Origin of the sequence: Bacillus sp. DX3.1, assembly GCF_030292155.1 — a bacterium.
Classification (GTDB): Bacteria; Bacillota; Bacilli; order Bacillales; family Bacillaceae_G; genus Bacillus_A.
Genome location: NZ_CP128153.1, coordinates 1,883,039 through 1,901,141, shown reverse-complemented (window position 1 = coordinate 1,901,141; position 18,103 = coordinate 1,883,039). Strand labels below are relative to the sequence as shown.

The window sequence follows — 18,103 nt, the reverse complement described above, 5'->3', positions numbered from 1 at the left end:
ACTCCTTTATTTTTTTAGAAAAATAAAAAGCACTTGATTAAAAATATCAAGTGCTTGCCCAGGCGCGCGGCTCATAAATCCATATGCTCCCCCATGGTATTCCATGTTGCGCCAGTTACATATGGGAATTAAATTCTCATTTTAATATACAATATTATTTCAAACTTAACAATATTTTTTGTAAATTATAAATATCTAGAAAAATAATAACTCATTCCAAACTATATAAATCCATTTTGATTTTTCGACATATAGCCGCGGCTATGGATAACAAAAGGTGACCTGCACTCGTTTTCTCTCTTTGTTTTCACTATGTCTGAGCAGGAAAAGGATCTGACCGCTTCTACGCATGGCCGGATGTTCTCTCCCACCTAAAAAGAAGGGGTTTATGTCGGTTTTTTCATTTGTATTTATATATTCATTTCAACTATTTTGTTGCATTTCCCTCTTATTCTTCATAATTTCTGGTTATAAACTAAATTATGAAGAATAAGAGCTTTTTTATATACAAATAATAATCATCAAGGAGTTGCTAACATGAATTTGACATTAAATATTGTAGGGATTTTTATTGTATTATTGGTAGTTTTCTTATGTTCGCCTAATAAAGGAAAAATAAAATGGAAACCAATCATTATTCTAGTAATGCTTGAACTTCTTATTACTTGGTTTATGTTAGGCACCAAATTTGGAAGCATCATAATTAATAAAATTGCGTCATTTTTTACTTGGCTAATATTATGTGCCAATGAAGGTATTCGATTTGCGTTTCCATCAGCTATGGAGAATCAAACAATTGATTTTTTCTTTAGTGCATTACTTCCCATTATTTTTGTTATAACGTTTTTTGATATTCTTTCTTACTTTGGAATCTTAACTTGGATTATTGATAAAGTAGGTTGGATTATTTCAAAAATTTCTCGTTTGCCAAAGTTAGAAAGTTTCTTTTCCATTCAAATGATGTTTTTAGGAAACACGGAAGCATTGGCTGTTGTTCGTGATCAATTATCTGTTTTAAAAGAAAATCGTTTATTAACTTTTGGAATTATGAGTATGAGTAGTGTGAGCGGATCCATTCTTGGGGCTTATCTAACAATGGTCCCTGCAACTTATATTTTCAGTGCAATTCCTTTAAACTGTTTAAATGCATTAATTTTAGCAAACGTTTTAAATCCTTTAGAAATTACTAAAGAAGAAGATATTGTTTATTCACCGTCAAAAGAAGAAAAAAAGGATTTCTTTTCTACCATTTCAAACAGTATGTTAGTTGGTATGAATATGGTCATCGTTATTTTAGCGATGGTTATTGGATATGTAGCATTAACAGCATGTCTAAATGGTATTTTAGGTTTCTTTGTAGCAGGTTTAACAATTCAAAAAATCTTTTCTATCATCTTTAGTCCTTTTGCCTTTTTACTTGGTTTATCAGGAACTGATGCTATGTATGTAGCTCAATTAATGGGGATAAAAATAGCAACTAATGAGTTTGTTGCGATGATGGATTTAAAATCACATTTACACTCTTTAAATGCACATACAATTGCAGTTGCAACAACATTTTTAGCCTCTTTTGCTAACTTTAGTACAGTTGGTATGATTTACGGGACTTACAATTCATTATTTGGTGCAGAAAAATCAGCAATTATCGGTAAGAATGTTTGGAAGCTTCTTGTTAGTGGAATGGCTGTTTCCTTATTAAGCGCTATGCTTGTAGGTCTATTTGTATGGTAAATGAATATTGAATCTGCATGAGATCTTTAAATGTAGTGTAGTGCTTTAAGAAAGAAGACAGATTCTTTTATGAGAATAAATCCCACCTTTTTATGTAGAAAGGTGGGATTTATTGATTTTTAATAGACTTAAGGGAATGGATGATTTTCGTTACTTATTCAAGAAAAGCCCCCGTTAGTTCAACAAAAAACAGTTTCACTTCAAGTGCAGCTATGTTTACCTTATGTCCTTTACAATCTTCTTAATTCGCTGATTTAGTAATCAAATCATAAACTTTTTTCAAGTTTATCTTAAAATATGTAGTAAAGTACCAGCCTTGATAAGCTTTTGGTACTAAAATATCATCAATACTTTTCTTACTTTGAACGGTTTCCGCCACCAATGCAATAATATCTTTTATGTAACCTTTCACCTCATGAAGTTCTTTCATTGAGCAAACTTCGCCATGTCCCGGTACGATAGTTTCTACATCAAGTAGTTCGACTCGCTCCAAAATATTTAGCCATTCCTGGGGATTTGCATTAATCATTACAGGATGATGCTTCGAGAGTACCAGATCCCCCATTACGGCAATTTTTTCTTCAGGCAGGTACACGAATGCATCACTTTGCGTGTGACCTCCACCATACGTAATGAGTTGCACAATCCGATCACTACCATGAATACTCATCTGTTGATCAAAAGTTATCGTTGGTAGTGTATATACCAAATTAGGAAGTATTTTCATGTACTCACGATCACTAGCATTTTCCCATTGCATTTCCTTTTTTAACTTTTCGTCCGTCTCTTGTTGTATTTTTTCCTCGAGTTCGTTGATAGCCTGATAAATCGGTTCCGGGTTTGACAACTGCTGGGCTAACCTGTTTTTTCCAAATGTATCCATAATTTCACGTGTAATAGATGTAGAAATTATTTGTGCCTTGGGAGTAAACAGTTGATTCCCGCTTGTATGGTCACTGTGCCAATGTGTGTTGATTACATAGGAAACTGGATTTCCTGTGAGGTGCATTGCAGCTGCCTGTAAATCCTCTGCAGCCTGTATTGTCGTGAAGGTATCCACCACAAGCGTTGAATTACCTAGATCAATGATTGCTGCATTCCCTACAGAGCCAGTACCAGGGAACGAGATTGCTGCAAATACACCCTCAGCAACGTGATTCAGCCGGAAATGCTTTGATCCCTTGAATGTTTCAATTCGATTTTTCATGAGTTACCCCTCCTCTCAACTGAAATTACCACTTTATGCTATCACGGAAAATGAACGAAATACATTTTTTTCACTAGTTTATTTTCCAAAATGTATCTTGACTTTAACATATGGCTTGTTCAACTAAACTGTTTCTTTAGTTTAATAGCATGGTGTCTTGTTTTTCTTCTAAATTGTACACTTCGTTTGTCTTAATAATATATGAACTCACTTCATCACCCCATAATTTAAAAGTAGTGAACGATTTTAGATTACATAAAATCTTCATGTTATCCTAAATAATATTTAAAAAGCTAAACCCATACATCGCAGCAACCACAAAAATGACTGTCCATACCGCTAGACTGACCGTCATCCAACTTATGACGTGTGTCCGGGTAGACCCAAATGTTAAAGCTAGTACGGCCGCAATATCAGTTCCTACGAGAATTGGAGCTAGCAGAGCTAAACCTGGAATACCATATCGTTCCCATATTCGTCTTGATCTGGTTTCCTTTTTAGAAGGTGTTGTTATACCTTTTTTTAATTTTCTTGCCGTTCGCCATTTTGCAAACTGCTTAAAGAAGAAGCCCAGTAATAGAATCAAGATAAGATTCCCTGTAAATGCCGTCAGTCCTACTGCAAATGGTTGTAATCCCCATGCGATACCGAGTGGTACAACGATTGATACATCCATCCATGGAGCAAAAGCCAATAAAAATAAAACTAAATATTGCCATAATTCACCTGCATTTTGAGCCCACTCCAACATACTGTTTCACCGCCCTTTTTTTGTTCAAATTAAATACGATTTAAAACACGAATAGTAGTTAACCAATAGACAATGTATTGACCTACACCTAGTACACCAATGCACATTAATGGAGCGAGAATATTATAAGAAAAGAGGAAGCAAATTCCTGCCGTTACTGGAAGTGCAAAACTATAGTAAATATACACATTCCTGCAAGCCTTATAGGTTACCCACTGTTGACCTTCATCTATTTCACGAAATTCGGATGGTATAAATCCAAATAATTTAATCTTATCATCAGGATTCTTTCGGTTATAAAGCTTTGTGAGAATGAACCACAAAAAAGTAAACATCACCAAAACCCCAAAACACAATCTAGCCAGAACGATCTGTGTGTTCATAAGAGAAAACAGTAAAAATGCAATGATCAATACAAATAAGCTCGCACCTATAAGCGGAGACCTCAAAATATGTTTCATCATAATCATTCATTCCTTTCCTTTTAAATAAAAAACATCTTCTACGGTAACATGAAACGCAGCAGCTATTTTTAACGCCATAGTGACAGATGGAGAATAATCACCTTTTTCAATTAATCCGATTGTCTGCCTTGTCACTCCAATTGCATCGGCCAAGTCTTGCTGAGTCCACCTAAATCGTGCCCGTAATTCTCTAACTCTGTTTTCAAGCATCATAATTTCCCTTCCCTCATTTTCAATCACCATCATTGTAAATGATTACCAACAAAATGTAAATAATCATTTTCATTTTGTAATAAATAATTGCTCAAGAAAACATAAATAACACCATCTATAACTAAAATGGCGTAGTTTATATGGCTTTTAAAATTTGATTAAGTACAAAAGGAATTAAACATTTTGATTAGAGCCTCATTACCATTGGTTCGTTCCCAAAAAGGTGGGCTTCACTGACAGAAATACAATATATAGTGTCTCAATTGATCATTCACTCTGTATATTGCCTAACAGAAATGAATTTGACCTTTTTGGTAATACCAAATGTTTTATATTTAAGCTTTTATTTTAATGTTTTGTATCTTAAACCTAGTTCTTTAATAAATCACATCTCAAATTCCTACATTAATAACAGTATAAAATAAAGTCATTTCTTTAAACACTACAGAAACGACTTTATTCTAAATGTAAGGTGTTCAGTTCTACCAATTGTAATTTACTTTGTATTCTTATCTACACAAAAAGAGTGACCCATAATCATATAAAATTATAGGTCACTCTATCAATATTTACATTATAATCCCTTTTTATGGAAGCCTTGTGTAATTCGATCCAACACAATCGCAATTACAACAATGGCTAATCCAGCTTCAAAGCCCATTCCAATATTGACTTGTGTAACAGATCGGTACACGTCTACTCCAAGACCTGGTGCCCCTACCAGAGAAGCTGTTACAACCATAGATAACGAAAGCATAATGCTTTGGTTTACGCCAGCCATAATGGTTCCAGTTGCAAGCGGAAGCTGTACTTTAAATAACTTCTGCGATGCAGTTGAACCAAATGCATTCGCTGCTTCAATCAAATCTTCTGGTACCTGTCTAATCCCTAAATCAGTAAAGCGTATCGTTGGTGGCATTGCAAAAATAACAGATGCAATAATGCCTGGTACGACTCCGACACCAAAGAACGTAATTGCTGGAATGAGATAAACAAAGGCTGGCATTGTTTGCATGAAGTCAAGCGTCGGTTTCAAAATTTTGGAGAATCTTTCATTTTGAGATGCTAAAATTCCAATGGGTAGTCCAATAATGATGGAAATGATAACAGATGTAAGAACGAGTGCCAATGTTTGCATGGTCTGTTCCCAATAGTTGATATTGAGGATAAAAAGAAATCCAATTAACGAAAAAATAACAAGTGAAGCTTTTCTGGAGGCATACCAAACGAGAAAACACGCAATCGCTATGAATACAATTGATGGAATAAACATTAACAGGTTTGTTAATAAATCAACAAATCCTCCAATAACGAAAGAAAACCCTCTAAAAAACCCTTCAAAATGCTGATATAAGCCTTCAACAAATGAATCGACCCATTCTCCTAAGGGAATACGCGGAATACTATTCATTGTCATTCACCTCTTCCTCTATATTTCCTGCCAGAGCTTGAATGACACTTTCACGTTTTATAATCCCTCTTAATCTTTTCTTATCATCAATAACTGGAAGAGGAAGTTTTGTTTCTGCCATTTTTACATACATTTCTTCCAGCAATGTATGTAAAAATACATGCGGGATTTCTTTTTCTAACAATTCAGCTATAGTCAATTGTTTTTTAACAGCTTTACTCGCTTCATCGGCTGTTAAAATACCTAAAAATTCATGTTTTTTATTGACTACATATACACTAGAAACACTGGCATTTCTCATAATTTGCAGTGCTACTCGCGGACCTCGATCAATTAGTAACGTTTCTGGTCTTCTCATAAGGGACTCGGCTGTTAATACTTTTCCTAAATTTACGTCGGCGACAAATTTCTCTACAAATTCATTTGCTGGACTCATCATAATTTCTTCTGGTGTTCCAATTTGAACGATTTCTCCGTCTTTCATTAACGCAATACGATCACCAATTCGCAGCGCTTCATCTAAGTCATGTGTAATAAAAATAATCGTTTTTTCCATTTTATCTTGCAGCTCTAACAACTCATCTTGCATTTCTTTTCGGATAAGTGGATCTAACGCGCTAAATGACTCATCCATGAGAAGGACATCTGGATTATTCGTTAATGCTCTTGCGATACCTACGCGTTGCTGCATACCACCGCTAAGCTGACTTGGATAACTATCTTTATTGTGCTCTAATCCTACTAGTTTTAGAGACTCTAAAGCTTTTTCTTCTCTCTCCTCTTTGGATATTCCCTGAACTTCTAATCCATATGCTACATTTTGTAAGACGGTACGGTGTGGGAATAACGCGAACTTTTGAAATACCATACTCATCTTCTCTCTTCTTACTTTTCGGAGTGCCTCTTTCCCCATTGTTGCAATATCTTCTCCATCAATATAAATATGACCTGAAGTCGTTCTGATCAACTGATTTAGCATTCGGACGAGCGTTGATTTACCACTACCAGACAGACCCATAATGACAAATATTTCACCGGCATACACGTCGAACGTTGCTTGTTTCACACCCACAGTCATACCCGTTTCTTTTAATATATCTGCTTTGCTTTTACCTTCTTTTAGTAAGGCAATTCCTTTTGAAGGGTTCTTTCCAAATACCTTTGTGACGTTCTCAACACGTAATTTTGTATCCTTCATTCCTTCACTCCTTTTCTTTGTATCTATTCAAATTATGTAATGTTTTTTATAGAGGATATTACATCAAAATAGTTTATCAAAGACTTTTTTATATTTTTTTGTTAAGCTAATAATAGTTATATTTATCTGGTTGATAGTTATAATTATAGAATATTTATTTAGGAAAGCAAAATATTTAGCCTCATCCAAATATTTTTCCGAATAAACTTTTAGAGATTTGATGCCTATTTAGAAAGAGTAGGAGGAATTTGATGAAGAAGAAAATATGGTTTATTTGTATATTATTTTTAATTAGTATCATTAGTAGTTCTTGTAGTACGACGAAGGATACTACAAAAGGAAAAATTAAGCTCGGTGTAACAAGCTGGAAAGAAAACATTGCTACCGCAAATATGTGGAAAGTATTACTTGAACAAAAAGGCTATAAAGTTGAATTAATGTATTTGGAAAAAGCTGCTGTTTGGACTGGGTTAGCACGAGGTGATGTAGATGCTAATCTGGAAGTCTGGCTACCTGTTACTGATAAGCCACTATATGAAAAATATAAAGACGATGTTGTAATAAAATCGAAATGGTACGAAGGCACTGGTCTCGGCTTAATCGTCCCTTCTTATATGACTAACATCAATAGCATTGAAGATTTAAATGCTCATAAAGATGAATTCAATAATAAAATCATTGGAATTGAACCTGGCAGCAGTCTCATGAGATTAACAGATAAAGCGATAAAAGAATATGGCATCGAGCTTAACCTTATCCAATCTTCAGAAGCAGCAATGATGAGCGAGTTAAAGAGAGCCTATAGTCAAAAGAAACCAATTGCTGTGACACTGTGGAACCCACACTGGGCCTTTTCAGAATTCGACCTTAAATATTTAAAAGACCCTAAAAAGGTATATGGTGAAAAAGATGATATTTATTACTCGGTTCGTAAAGGATTTGAAAAAGATTATCCTGAGCTCATTAAATATTTTGATAAGTGGAAAATGACTGATAAACAACTTGGAACACTGATGGTCATGCTTAATAAAACAAAAGACCCTGAACAAGCTGCTAAAGAGTGGATTAAACAGAATAAAAAAGTAGTCGATACATGGATGAACGATTAAAAATTCATATGTATATAAATACAAATTTAAAAACCGACATAAAACTCCTCTTTTTAGGTGGGAGAGAGCATCCGACCACGCATAGAAGCGGTCAGATCCTTTTCCTGTCCAGACATAGTGAAAACAAAGAGAGAAAACGAGTGCAGATCACCTTTTGTTATCCATAGCCGCGGCTATATGTCGAAAAATCAAAATAGATTTATATAAATTATGCAAGGAACACTATTAAACAACCTTGAAACGTCAAGGTGAAATATTACTACACTCTTAATAATGAGTGTCTAAATTTCAAACGGATACTTATGAAAAAAGGTGTTACGACTGTGCGTAACACCTTTTTTATTTCTTAAACATCAAAATAAATAGCACTAACACTAGATTCTATCGTGATTTATTCAAACAAAATTCCTTAATTCATACTCCGATCAGTATTCTTTGTCAATAGCACTTTAAAATTTTTAGAAACAATGGATCTGACAATAAGATATACGATCCCAAAACCAAGCCATAGAAAGCCCACGATCTTACTAATTGTAGAAAGACCAAGTAATATATATCCACACACAACTATACCGACGATTGGGACAATGACGTATTTAAAAATATTATAAACAGGTGTCTTAAAGGACTTAATGTATCAATATTAAGCGAATTAGATATTCCCCCTGATAAATTGAGCTTTTCAAGACTTTTACCATTTATCGCTAACTCATCAGAAGTATTTTCTAATAATTTTAAATCACTCATAATTTTAGGGGCTGCTCCCCAATTGGAAACATCTTATTTCCTCCACTTAGAAATCTTCATTTATTTAAAGTTCACACATAAGACATCATGTTAGGCTATTATAAGTTTGTTTGTCGTATAGCTCAGATTGAATTTGCTTCTGGTGGTACCTGCATTAAAAGTCGGGTGCAACTTTTTTCCAACTACATAACGATTAAACTCCATTTTTCACTTCATTTTCCCCTTAAAACACAAACATTAAAAAGGTTTTTTGAATTAATGTTCATATTTTTGTTGAATATCTTTTATAAGTTTGCTATATTATCAAAGTAATAATCTTAAATATTATTACTCGTATATACTCGGTAATATGGTCTGAGTGTTTCTACCCGGTTCCCAAATGAAAGAACTGGACTACGAGTTAAAGTATATGGCTGTTCGGCTTTTTAGGCGTTGCCATTTTATAATTTAGCATTATCTTCATTTTTTGCTTAATTATCTATACTTTGACTTTCGTAGGTCTAGAAGGTAGAAATCATTCTACATTTTCTAGATCTTTTTCTTTGGACCAAATTTTCGAGTGTATCAAACAACAAGACAAACAACAAGAGAAAAAGGAGAGCTTAATTATGAAAAACAAAATGCTAAAAAAGTACTCTTTATTAGTAGCTATTACTGTACTTTTAATATCGGTATTTGCAGGATGTAGTTCAGCATCACAAAATGAAACTAAACAAGAAAAAGTTCAACAGCCTATCATCATTCAAGGTCCAATGCCGATAGAAGCTGAAAAATTTGCAAAAAGGTTAAAAAATGTTAAAGAAGAAAAATCAGGAACTTTTGTCTTTTACAAAGGAACACTGGACAATTATCCTGTAATCGTTGCTAAAACAGGTAAGGGAATGGAAAATACAGCAGCTGCTACAGCAATAGCTATCGAAAAATATAATCCTATAGCAATAATCAATCAGGGGACATCAGGCGGACATGATCCAAATTTAAACGTATTTGATATTGTTTTAGGAAAAAGAGTTGCAAACTTAGGTTCATTAAAAACAGCAAATATGGATGAAAAACAAGGAATTGATCCAACTAAATGGAAACCTATGGACTTAATGGCTTCTGAAGGAAGTGCAGGAGAAGATCCTGATGCTGAAAAAATCCGTTACTACGAGGGAGATAAGAGTTTACTCGCGGCTGCTAATGCAGTAAAAGATAAATACACTAAGGGCAAGGTTGTCGAGGGTACTATAGGTTCAGCAGACGTTTGGAATAATGAAGTTGATAGAATTAAATGGTTCCATACTAAGTATGGTACATCTGTAGAAGAAATGGAAGGTGCCGCAACAGCACAAATTGCCGAAGCTTATGATGTAGCATTCTTGGGTATTAGAGTACTATCTAATAATAAAGTAAATGGTGGTAAGTACAACCCGAATACAGCAGCAGCAAATCAAGAATATGTTTATGAAGTAGTTAAAAAATATATATCTACGATGCCAAGCAAATAATATAGTAAAACTACATTTACATCAGTTTCATTTTTAACTAAAGTAACAATTAACACACAACATTACACTGATAAATTATTGATTTAAACAAAGAGCATGACATCAAATTGTCATGCTCTTTTCCTAATGTTTAAAATTAATTCTTTTTTTCAATGCACAACCTTCTTCAATCCTAACTTGTTACAGAGCTTTTTATTCAGTAAAGGACTTTTTACAAGTTTATGATGTAGCTCAGGAACAAATGATTCTGCAGCGATTCCTTTTTTTTCTATTGTTTCTATCATCTTTTTGATATCCATGAGATTCACCCTTTCCGAAAAGCTAACTTAAAGAAAACACAAGTTAAATACTGCTGTGAATTCTATTGATTAACTTATCAGTAACATTAATTGTTCATTTCTTTTCTCCCGTTCTTCTTTAGATGCTAGGTCGTACTTTTTTAAAAGGTGAAATATTTCATTTAATATTTGCTGTGAATAATTGTTTTTTAGAAATTCATGTAAGTCTTCAACCAAAAATTCGGATAAAAAGCATTGCTGAGTTTCAAGTTTATTGATTACATCTTCAGAAGAATGATCTATATTACACATGCTATTAAAATCCCTCCTTATATCCATTTCTTTTATAAGTTCTGTTCTTTTATTATATTGATATTTAATTTCCATCTAGAATGTTTTATTAGTTCTTTTGGTGATGTAGAAATTATCCAACGCTGACGATTAATCTGTTTGATATTTACTTTTTGCGCGCGAATTCCTTGTCTTTGTAAATCTTTAACTATAGCATCCATTGACTTCATAAAAATCACCTCTTAAATAGTTCATCATGCACATTCACTTGAATGAGATGTTAATACATTATTTACTAGTAAATAAATGCAATTGTATCTCGATCTTTAACAACTTCATCATCTGTTACAAAATTTTTATTCACTACTCTAATAAATTACCCTTTGTAGATAAGATCTTGAGCTAAAGATGTAAACATCTCTCCAACAAGCGAATCCTCGTCATATACGGACGAACCTTTATTTTCTTCAGGCTTTGCAAAAGGTATTTGTGCTATCACTTCTGTTTGCAGTTGTTCTGCTAACATTTCACCGCCACCTTTCCCAAAGAGATAATTCCTTGAACCATCTTGTTCCTCATAATATGCCATATTCTCAACGATACCTAAAATATCGTGTTTTGTATACTTTGCCATTACCCCTATTCTGGAAGCAACAAACGAAGCTACACTATGAGGAGTAGTAACTATAATTTCCTTCGCATGAGGAATCATCGCAGCCACATCAATCGCGACATCTCCTGTACCAGGAGGCAAATCAAGAAGAAGATAATCTAATTCTCCCCAATGAGTATTGGCAATGAAATTTTGAATCCATTTGTTTAACATTGGCCCTCGCCACATAACTGGGTTATTACCCTCTGTAAAAAATCCCATTGACATAATTTTAACGTCATGGCTAACGACCGGAATCGCTGTCTGATCTATCATTGTTGGCTTTTGATTAGCTTCCATCATAGCAGGGATACTGAATCCATATATATCTGCATCTAAAATCCCAACCTTTTTCCCCATACGGGCTAAAGCAGTAGCAAGGTTAATCGTCACAGTTGATTTTCCGACTCCACCTTTTCCACTTGTCACAGCAATAAAACGTACACCTGAATCTGGTCGCAACATACTAGGCATGCCGGTTTCCGTTCTAGAATTTCTCTTTAAAGTTTCTGTTAATGCAGCTCGTTCTTCCGGTGTCATGGAGCCGAAAGTCAAAGAAACCTTAGAGGCTCCAATGTTCCGCAGAGAGTCTTCAATATCTTGTTGAATTTTCGCCTTTAATGGACAACCTTGAATAGTTAAAATAACTTCAAGGTAAATCTGTGTGCCATCAATTTGAATATTTCTTACCATGTTTAATTCCACGATACTTTTGTGCAACTCTGGATCCTGAACACGGCTTAGAACTTTCATAATTTGTTCATGAGTAAGCATAAATCTCAGTCCTTTTTATTTTTATTTGATAATTTTTAGTACAAATAAAATTATCCTTGAATTCAACGCCTCATATTTAATACCGGAGATGGATTAGTATATATTTCCTCCCTCCGGTATTAATTTGTAAACAAAAAAACCACCATGAGTACCCGAACCTAATTAAATAGGCTTGTGTACTCATGGTGGAATAGATTACTAGCAATACTTACTAATATACCAATCCAACCATTTATAACATAAATAAAAAGTGATAAAATGATAACAATCCATTATTATCATTCCATCTATTATAATCATAAGTATAGCGTTAACTTTACTAACAAACAACGCCATTTAAAAACTTTATTGAAAATGATTTTCCTCTTTTTCCCTTGAGTTATTAATGTATGGATCACTCTAGGTAGGAACGCTTTTAATCTATCTAAAATCATTCGCGAATTTAATGATAGTATCCGTAAACTTCACAAATATTTATTTGAAATTGTGAAAAGGCATTAAGGATAATAATTACAACTTATGAAAAAAATCAAGCAACATTATCCTCCACTTACGGGTGGGATAAACGCAACGGTATCTCCATCTTTTACAATATCTTCGTCAACTGCAAATTCTTCATTGATAGCCGTCATGACTTGATCCAAAGATTGTAAACGATAGCTATCTTTAAACCATTCTTTTAATTGATGAACATTAATCTCTTGTTTTTCTATTATTACTAATTGATCTGAGCCGACTTCTTCTCGCAAATTTGCGAACAGTAAAATTGTAATCATCTTCTCATTCTTCCTTCTTTGGTTTTCCTTCTGGATACGGAGTATTTTCAAGCTGATCTCCAATCCACATCGTTCCATCTTCCCAAAATTCTTTTTTCCAAATTGGAACGATTTGCTTTATGCGTTCAATTGCGTATTCATTCGCTTCATAAGCTACTTTACGATGCGGTGACGATACTGCAATTACAACTGCAATATCCATTATTTCTAGTCGCCCCACTCGGTGTGTGATTGCTATTTTTGCATCCGGCCATTTTTTCTTAATTTCTTCTCCAATTTGAGTAAGCATTTTTACTGCCATCGGTTTATATGCTTCATACTCTAAATGCAAAGTTCTTTTTCCTTTTGTTAATTCTCTTACTGTTCCAATAAAGGTTGTAATCGCACCTGCTTCTCTTCTTGCTACCTTATTCGTTACTTCTCCGACTAAAATCGGAGCATCTACGATTTCAAATAGTACTTGTCCCATCAGAACCCCTCACTTTATAAGATGGAATAATATCGCTCCAAGGCCATTCACTTCCTTGATTATCTTCTAATAAGAGAACATCTACAAACATCCCTTTTTTATATCCTCTTGTACCGCCTGGGAGTACGATAAAAGCGTTTGATTCAGCTAATGAAGAAACCGTACTAGACTTATCAAATCCTGATGGATAGGCGATTAATTGTCCTTCGTTATATTTAAACTTTGCTCGTACAAACCTTGTAAATGGATTAGGTTTTAGAAAATCTTCTCCTAATAATGCTTTTTCTTTTTTTAAATGTGGCTTTTCACTAAACATATAGGTACGAATGCTAGGTCTTACGAATAACTCAAAGCCTACATAACAAGCAGAAGGATTACCTGATAATCCAAATAATAGTTTTTTATTTAATTGTGCTACGGTCGTGACGCTCCCCGGCCGCATTGCAACTTTGTTGAAAAGAACCGATGCCCCTAATTTTTCGTATATAGCTGGCAAATAATCATAATCCCCTACTGAAACACCACCGGTTGTAATTAACATATCCACTTGGCTTAACGCTTCTTTTACGGCTGTGAAGCACGTATCAAAATCGTCCCTAAACTTCCCAAAGTATTTCACTCTTCCACCAGCTCTTCGAATTTGGGACAATACCATGTACGTATTACTATTTCGAATTTTTCCAGGTTGTAGTGATTCATTGACATCAAGAAGCTCACTTCCAGTCGCTAATACTCCAATCACAGGCTTTTTTGCAACTGGTACTTCGCTGTAACCAAATGTAGCAAGGAGCGCTGAAATGCCTGGATTAATGTATGAACCTCTCTTCGCAAGAATCGTCCCTTTACGTGTATCTTCACCTTGAAAGGAAATATTTTCTCCTTTTTCGAAGGAGCGTTTCACTTCCATATAGGTTTTACCGACCTCCTCATATTGACGGGTCAGTTCTAGCATCACAACTGCGTTACATTCTTTTGGAATTTGTGCTCCCGTCATGATTCGAACTGCTTGAAATTGACCTACCTTTTGAGGAAATATGGAACCTGCCCCAATTTCGCCAATTACTTCGAATAAAATTGGATTCTCATAACTTGCCCAGGCAGTATCTTCTGCCCTAATAGCAAATCCATCATATGGTGAGCGATCAAAGGAAGGAACATCATGATCAGCTACTAAATCCTCTGCTAATGTACGCCCGTAAGCTAATTCAAGTGGTACCAGTTCTTTTAAACCACGATTGGCAAATTTCATTACTTTATGGACGGCCTCTCCAACTGCAATCGGTATTCGTTTTCCCATAATTCCCTACCCCTTCTATTAACCTAATAAACGATAGTATATTTGTTTTGCTTTTTGAATTTCATTTGTCCCGTGAATAAATACACGACCATCTTGAAAAATGACCACACGATAATCCTCTAGTTGGCAAGAAAGCAAATACGGGTTTCGATCTACTTTCCCATGTTTTTTTAATTGTTTTTCTAAATGGTCAAAATTGTAACGACTATTATGCATCAGTCTAATTTGAACCGTATTTCTCCCGCATAAAACAACTGTCTTCGTTTGATTTTCATAAGATAAATAAGGATAAGTTCTATGCGTTCCGCACGAAGGACAATTGTCTGTTTTTATTTTTTCTAGTTTGATAAAATGGTGTTGATTACTCCATATATCAAACATTAAAAAGGTTTTTCTAATTGCTGAGAAATCTTCCACTAAAATTTTGAGTGCTTCCGCCACTTGATACGCTGCCACTATTTGGACAGCTGGACTAATGATTCCAACTGTGTCACACGTCACTCCTGTAACTGGAACACTTTTAAGTACACAATGTAAGCACGGTGTTTTCTTTGGAATAATGGTATAGCTCATGCCATATCCCCCGACACAAGAACCATAAATCCAAGGAATATCATATTTTTGTGATAGATCATTTATCACAAATCGAATATCAAAATTATCTGTTGCATCAATAATTATATCGACACCGTCTAACAAAGCTTCCATATTTTCTATTCTTGCATCCATCACGAAAGCATCAATCTGTACTTCTGAATTGATTTGTTTCAACCGATTTTGAGCTGCAATTGCTTTTGGTAATTTTTCTATCGCATCTTGTTCAACATAAAGTTGTTGTCGCTGTAAATTACTCCATTCTACGTAATCACGATCAATAATCGTTAACTTTCCGATACCTGCACGAACAAATGCTTCTGCACTTGCACTTCCTAATGCACCTGCCCCCACAATCAACACATGCTTATTTCTAATCTTCTCTTGTCCTTTACTCCCAATAGGAGTGAACAACTGTTGACGTGAATACCGCTCTATCATTAGATAGCCTTCCTTTCTTGTAAATAATCAGCTATTAATTAAACAATCTGCTTCATATGCAGTTATTTTTTCAGAAAATCTTTCTCTATAGGACTTTGTTTCTGATAACAAGAAAAGTAAGCAAATCCAACAAATCCAGCTCCTCCAATTACATTTCCGATAAAAACAGGAACAAAGTTCTCGGCAAGATCCATCCATGAAAGGTAACCAGCAAAAATAACTGCTGAAATTACAAACATATTTGCTACTACTTGCTGAAATCCAATTACTACAAATGCCATAATAGGAATCCAAATTCCAACAATCTTCCCAACCAAATCGTTCGTTCCATAAGCTAACCAAATTGCAAGGCAAACGAGCCAGTTACAACCGATTGCTAAAATTAAAGTTCTCCCAAACGATTCATGTAATTTCTCTTGGGCTATCGCTATTGTTTTATTTAAATATACCCCCTCCGTCAACCCGCCAAGGTGACCGAAACAATAAGCTACGAAAAGTGCACCAACAAAGTTAGTTAAAGTGATCCAAACCCAATTATTTAACACACTTTTCAATGAAATTTTCCGTGCATACAATGCCATGGATACTGACATCATGTTTCCTGTAATTAATTCTCCTCCTGCCAAAACAACGAGCATAAGCCCTATAGGAAAAACCGCTCCTCCTAAAAAATCCACTAGACTTCCCCATTGTTCAGGTACATTACCTAGAACGCGAATATTAAGCAAAAATCCTAACGAAATAAATGCTCCTCCTAAAAAGCCGAGAATAAGCATAGCGGATAGCGATTGCCTTACCTTTTGAACACCGGCTTCAATCACAAGCTCAGCGATTTTTTCCGGTTTATGAAATGCCATAACCAATTCCTCCATTTTTTCTATTAAAAAAGCAGCTTCAAGAAACCCTTAACATAATAAGGATTTTTGAATGCTGCTTAATCTCCCTGCATTTCTCTTACAGAGATATCAATCATCACTTTTACTATAAAATAGAAAATCTGCAAAACTTGCACACTTTCCACTTCGCGTATGTGCTATAACAAAAAGAAGCTACTAATAGCCTTCTTTCATAATGTTTTAAATGTCACCCTAACATATCCTTTATTTCTCAACCACCAATATGCGACATTTCAATTTTTGGTACTGTTTTTTTATTTGTATTGCTCAACCGTTCATCTGAATAGCGATCTGAACGATTGTTCCAAATGTCACGAATAACATCGGTAATCTCCTCATCGGTATACCCAGAACGAAGTAATTCTCTAAGATCGTTTCCTTTGGAAGCAAACAAACAAGTATATAATTTTCCTTCTGCGGAAATACGAGCCCTTGTACATGATGAACAAAAAGAATCTGTTACAGATGAAATAATTCCTATTTCCTCATCGCTATCGATATAACGATAGCGAGTGACGACTTCACCAGGATAGTTTGCTTCAATTCGTTCAAGCGGCATAACTTTATTAATCATCTCTAATATTTCTTGTTTAGAGATTACTTCACCTAATTCCCAGCCGTTAAAATTCCCGACATCCATATATTCAATAAACCGCAGAATATGCTTATTCTCTTTAAAGTATTGCGCCATCTGAACGATGTCCTGTTCATTTTTTCCTTTTTGGACAACCATGTTCACTTTAATTTCCATCCCGACTTCCGCTGCAGCCTGTATTCCTCCAAGAACCGTTTTCACTTTACTTCTATTACCATTTAAATAAGCAAAACGTTCTTCTTCCAAAGAATCCAAACTAACTGTCACACGTGATAAACCCGCCTTATATAAATCAGAAGCAAACTTCTTGAGTAAGGACCCATTTGTAGTTAAACCAATATCCTCTACTCCATCAATTTTATTAAGGCGCTCGATTAGTTCAGGAAGGTTTTTCCGAAGTAAAGGCTCTCCCCCAGTAATACGCAACTTTCTTACACCTAAAGAAACGAAAATGCGTGCCACCCTTTCAATTTCATCAAAAGATAAAACTTTATCATTAGACAAAAAAGAATAGTCAGGACCAAATATTTCCTCCGGCATACAATATCGACAGCGAAAATTACAGCGATCGGTAACAGAAATACGCAAATCCCTTAAAGGACGGTGCAATTTGTCTAATGTGACAGATTTCATGTTTATTGCCTCACTTCTGCATATTTTGTGATTCCGTACAAATTTTATTGAAAACACCTTATTATATATAAATCAACAACCTGCCT

At 34.7% G+C, this 18,103-nt stretch carries 19 protein-coding genes and 2 riboswitches; of the genes, 3 read left to right on the top strand and 16 right to left on the bottom strand.

Annotated features, from left to right (window positions below):
• Window positions 1–49: 49 nt before the first annotated feature.
• A riboswitch (ZMP/ZTP riboswitch) is annotated at window positions 50–129 on the bottom strand.
• A gap of 408 nt (window positions 130–537) precedes the next feature.
• Window positions 538–1,731: a NupC/NupG family nucleoside CNT transporter gene (locus QRE67_RS09170; protein ID WP_286124569.1), complete on the top strand. Its 1,194-nt coding sequence runs from the start codon at window positions 538–540 to the stop codon at window positions 1,729–1,731.
• 241 nt (window positions 1,732–1,972) lie between these two features.
• Here the strand turns inward: QRE67_RS09170 and QRE67_RS09165 are convergent, their stop codons facing one another.
• The 6 genes from QRE67_RS09165 to QRE67_RS09140 form a co-directional block, all read right to left on the bottom strand.
• Window positions 1,973–2,938, bottom strand: coding sequence for an MBL fold metallo-hydrolase (locus QRE67_RS09165; protein WP_286124568.1), 966 nt, complete (start codon window positions 2,936–2,938; stop codon window positions 1,973–1,975).
• A 274-nt stretch (window positions 2,939–3,212) separates the two neighbouring features.
• Entirely contained in the window at window positions 3,213–3,689 is a 477-nt protein-coding gene (locus tag QRE67_RS09160; protein WP_286124567.1) for a small multi-drug export protein, read from the bottom strand.
• Between the two features lie 29 nt (window positions 3,690–3,718).
• Complete coding sequence (locus QRE67_RS09155) at window positions 3,719–4,153, bottom strand: hypothetical protein (protein WP_286124566.1); 435 nt, start codon at window positions 4,151–4,153, stop codon at window positions 3,719–3,721.
• Window positions 4,154–4,159: 6 nt separating this feature from the next.
• Window positions 4,160–4,366 carry a helix-turn-helix transcriptional regulator gene (locus tag QRE67_RS09150; protein ID WP_017151702.1) on the bottom strand — a complete coding sequence of 69 codons (207 nt, stop codon included), beginning with the start codon at window positions 4,364–4,366 and terminating at the stop codon, window positions 4,160–4,162.
• A 574-nt stretch (window positions 4,367–4,940) separates the two neighbouring features.
• A complete protein-coding gene (locus QRE67_RS09145) occupies window positions 4,941–5,777 on the bottom strand; it encodes an ABC transporter permease (RefSeq protein ID WP_286125230.1) in 837 nt (278 codons plus the stop codon).
• Complete coding sequence (locus QRE67_RS09140; RefSeq protein WP_286124565.1) at window positions 5,770–6,975, bottom strand: quaternary amine ABC transporter ATP-binding protein; 1,206 nt, start codon at window positions 6,973–6,975, stop codon at window positions 5,770–5,772. The genes QRE67_RS09145 and QRE67_RS09140 overlap by 8 nt, the downstream gene beginning before the upstream one ends.
• A gap of 251 nt (window positions 6,976–7,226) precedes the next feature.
• Between QRE67_RS09140 and QRE67_RS09135 the strand changes: the two genes are divergently transcribed.
• Together QRE67_RS09135 and QRE67_RS09130 are read left to right on the top strand one after the other, a co-directional pair.
• Window positions 7,227–8,084, top strand: a complete 858-nt coding sequence (locus tag QRE67_RS09135; RefSeq protein WP_286124564.1) for a glycine betaine ABC transporter substrate-binding protein — start codon at window positions 7,227–7,229, stop codon at window positions 8,082–8,084.
• A 1,058-nt stretch (window positions 8,085–9,142) separates the two neighbouring features.
• Window positions 9,143–9,247: riboswitch (purine riboswitch) on the top strand.
• Window positions 9,248–9,439: 192 nt separating this feature from the next.
• Complete coding sequence (locus tag QRE67_RS09130) at window positions 9,440–10,321, top strand: 5'-methylthioadenosine/S-adenosylhomocysteine nucleosidase (RefSeq protein WP_286124563.1); 882 nt, start codon at window positions 9,440–9,442, stop codon at window positions 10,319–10,321.
• 149 nt (window positions 10,322–10,470) lie between these two features.
• On the opposite strand, the gene QRE67_RS09125 is transcribed toward QRE67_RS09130, so the two are convergent.
• From QRE67_RS09125 to moaA, 10 genes are all read right to left on the bottom strand, one after another.
• Window positions 10,471–10,620: a hypothetical protein gene (locus QRE67_RS09125; protein WP_286124562.1), complete on the bottom strand. Its 150-nt coding sequence runs from the start codon at window positions 10,618–10,620 to the stop codon at window positions 10,471–10,473.
• 69 nt (window positions 10,621–10,689) lie between these two features.
• Complete coding sequence (locus tag QRE67_RS09120) at window positions 10,690–10,911, bottom strand: hypothetical protein (protein ID WP_286124561.1); 222 nt, start codon at window positions 10,909–10,911, stop codon at window positions 10,690–10,692.
• A 32-nt stretch (window positions 10,912–10,943) separates the two neighbouring features.
• On the bottom strand, window positions 10,944–11,120 hold the full coding sequence (locus QRE67_RS09115) for a hypothetical protein (RefSeq protein ID WP_286124560.1): 177 nt from the start codon (window positions 11,118–11,120) through the stop codon (window positions 10,944–10,946).
• 146 nt (window positions 11,121–11,266) lie between these two features.
• Complete coding sequence (locus QRE67_RS09110; RefSeq protein ID WP_286124559.1) at window positions 11,267–12,316, bottom strand: P-loop NTPase; 1,050 nt, start codon at window positions 12,314–12,316, stop codon at window positions 11,267–11,269.
• A 539-nt stretch (window positions 12,317–12,855) separates the two neighbouring features.
• Window positions 12,856–13,092 (bottom strand): molybdopterin converting factor subunit 1, encoded by a 237-nt coding sequence (gene moaD / locus QRE67_RS09105; protein ID WP_286124558.1) that lies wholly within the window; start codon window positions 13,090–13,092, stop codon window positions 12,856–12,858.
• Window positions 13,093–13,096: 4 nt separating this feature from the next.
• On the bottom strand, window positions 13,097–13,561 hold the full coding sequence (locus QRE67_RS09100; protein WP_286124557.1) for a molybdenum cofactor biosynthesis protein MoaE: 465 nt from the start codon (window positions 13,559–13,561) through the stop codon (window positions 13,097–13,099).
• On the bottom strand, window positions 13,542–14,858 hold the full coding sequence (locus QRE67_RS09095; RefSeq protein WP_286124556.1) for a molybdopterin molybdotransferase MoeA: 1,317 nt from the start codon (window positions 14,856–14,858) through the stop codon (window positions 13,542–13,544). Before QRE67_RS09095 ends, QRE67_RS09100 begins: the two co-directional genes overlap by 20 nt.
• A gap of 18 nt (window positions 14,859–14,876) precedes the next feature.
• Entirely contained in the window at window positions 14,877–15,893 is a 1,017-nt protein-coding gene (locus QRE67_RS09090) for a molybdopterin-synthase adenylyltransferase MoeB (RefSeq protein WP_286124555.1), read from the bottom strand.
• A 62-nt stretch (window positions 15,894–15,955) separates the two neighbouring features.
• Window positions 15,956–16,750, bottom strand: a complete 795-nt coding sequence (locus QRE67_RS09085) for a formate channel (RefSeq protein ID WP_286124554.1) — start codon at window positions 16,748–16,750, stop codon at window positions 15,956–15,958.
• A 250-nt stretch (window positions 16,751–17,000) separates the two neighbouring features.
• On the bottom strand, window positions 17,001–18,017 hold the full coding sequence (gene moaA, locus QRE67_RS09080; RefSeq protein ID WP_286124553.1) for a GTP 3',8-cyclase MoaA: 1,017 nt from the start codon (window positions 18,015–18,017) through the stop codon (window positions 17,001–17,003).
• Window positions 18,018–18,103 lie beyond the last annotated feature (86 nt).

Bases quoted from the DNA above. Each gene is read 5' to 3' on its own strand.
- QRE67_RS09170 (WP_286124569.1), top strand. From the start codon at position 538: ATGAATTTGACATTAAATATTGTAGGGATTTTTATTGTATTATTGGTA.
- QRE67_RS09110 (WP_286124559.1), bottom strand. From the start codon at position 12,316: ATGCTTACTCATGAACAAATTATGAAAGTTCTAAGCCGTGTTCAGGAT.
- QRE67_RS09150 (WP_017151702.1), bottom strand. From the start codon at position 4,366: ATGATGCTTGAAAACAGAGTTAGAGAATTACGGGCACGATTTAGGTGG.
- moaA (WP_286124553.1), bottom strand. From the start codon at position 18,017: ATGAAATCTGTCACATTAGACAAATTGCACCGTCCTTTAAGGGATTTG.
- QRE67_RS09140 (WP_286124565.1), bottom strand. From the start codon at position 6,975: ATGAAGGATACAAAATTACGTGTTGAGAACGTCACAAAGGTATTTGGA.
- QRE67_RS09120 (WP_286124561.1), bottom strand. From the start codon at position 10,911: ATGTGTAATATAGATCATTCTTCTGAAGATGTAATCAATAAACTTGAA.
- QRE67_RS09160 (WP_286124567.1), bottom strand. From the start codon at position 3,689: ATGTTGGAGTGGGCTCAAAATGCAGGTGAATTATGGCAATATTTAGTT.
- QRE67_RS09115 (WP_286124560.1), bottom strand. From the start codon at position 11,120: ATGAAGTCAATGGATGCTATAGTTAAAGATTTACAAAGACAAGGAATT.
- QRE67_RS09100 (WP_286124557.1), bottom strand. From the start codon at position 13,561: ATGGGACAAGTACTATTTGAAATCGTAGATGCTCCGATTTTAGTCGGA.
- QRE67_RS09155 (WP_286124566.1), bottom strand. From the start codon at position 4,153: ATGATGAAACATATTTTGAGGTCTCCGCTTATAGGTGCGAGCTTATTT.
- QRE67_RS09130 (WP_286124563.1), top strand. From the start codon at position 9,440: ATGAAAAACAAAATGCTAAAAAAGTACTCTTTATTAGTAGCTATTACT.
- moaD (WP_286124558.1), bottom strand. From the start codon at position 13,092: ATGATTACAATTTTACTGTTCGCAAATTTGCGAGAAGAAGTCGGCTCA.
- QRE67_RS09135 (WP_286124564.1), top strand. From the start codon at position 7,227: ATGAAGAAGAAAATATGGTTTATTTGTATATTATTTTTAATTAGTATC.
- QRE67_RS09125 (WP_286124562.1), bottom strand. From the start codon at position 10,620: ATGGATATCAAAAAGATGATAGAAACAATAGAAAAAAAAGGAATCGCT.
- QRE67_RS09095 (WP_286124556.1), bottom strand. From the start codon at position 14,858: ATGGGAAAACGAATACCGATTGCAGTTGGAGAGGCCGTCCATAAAGTA.
- QRE67_RS09145 (WP_286125230.1), bottom strand. From the start codon at position 5,777: ATGAATAGTATTCCGCGTATTCCCTTAGGAGAATGGGTCGATTCATTT.
- QRE67_RS09085 (WP_286124554.1), bottom strand. From the start codon at position 16,750: ATGGCATTTCATAAACCGGAAAAAATCGCTGAGCTTGTGATTGAAGCC.
- QRE67_RS09090 (WP_286124555.1), bottom strand. From the start codon at position 15,893: ATGATAGAGCGGTATTCACGTCAACAGTTGTTCACTCCTATTGGGAGT.
- QRE67_RS09165 (WP_286124568.1), bottom strand. From the start codon at position 2,938: ATGAAAAATCGAATTGAAACATTCAAGGGATCAAAGCATTTCCGGCTG.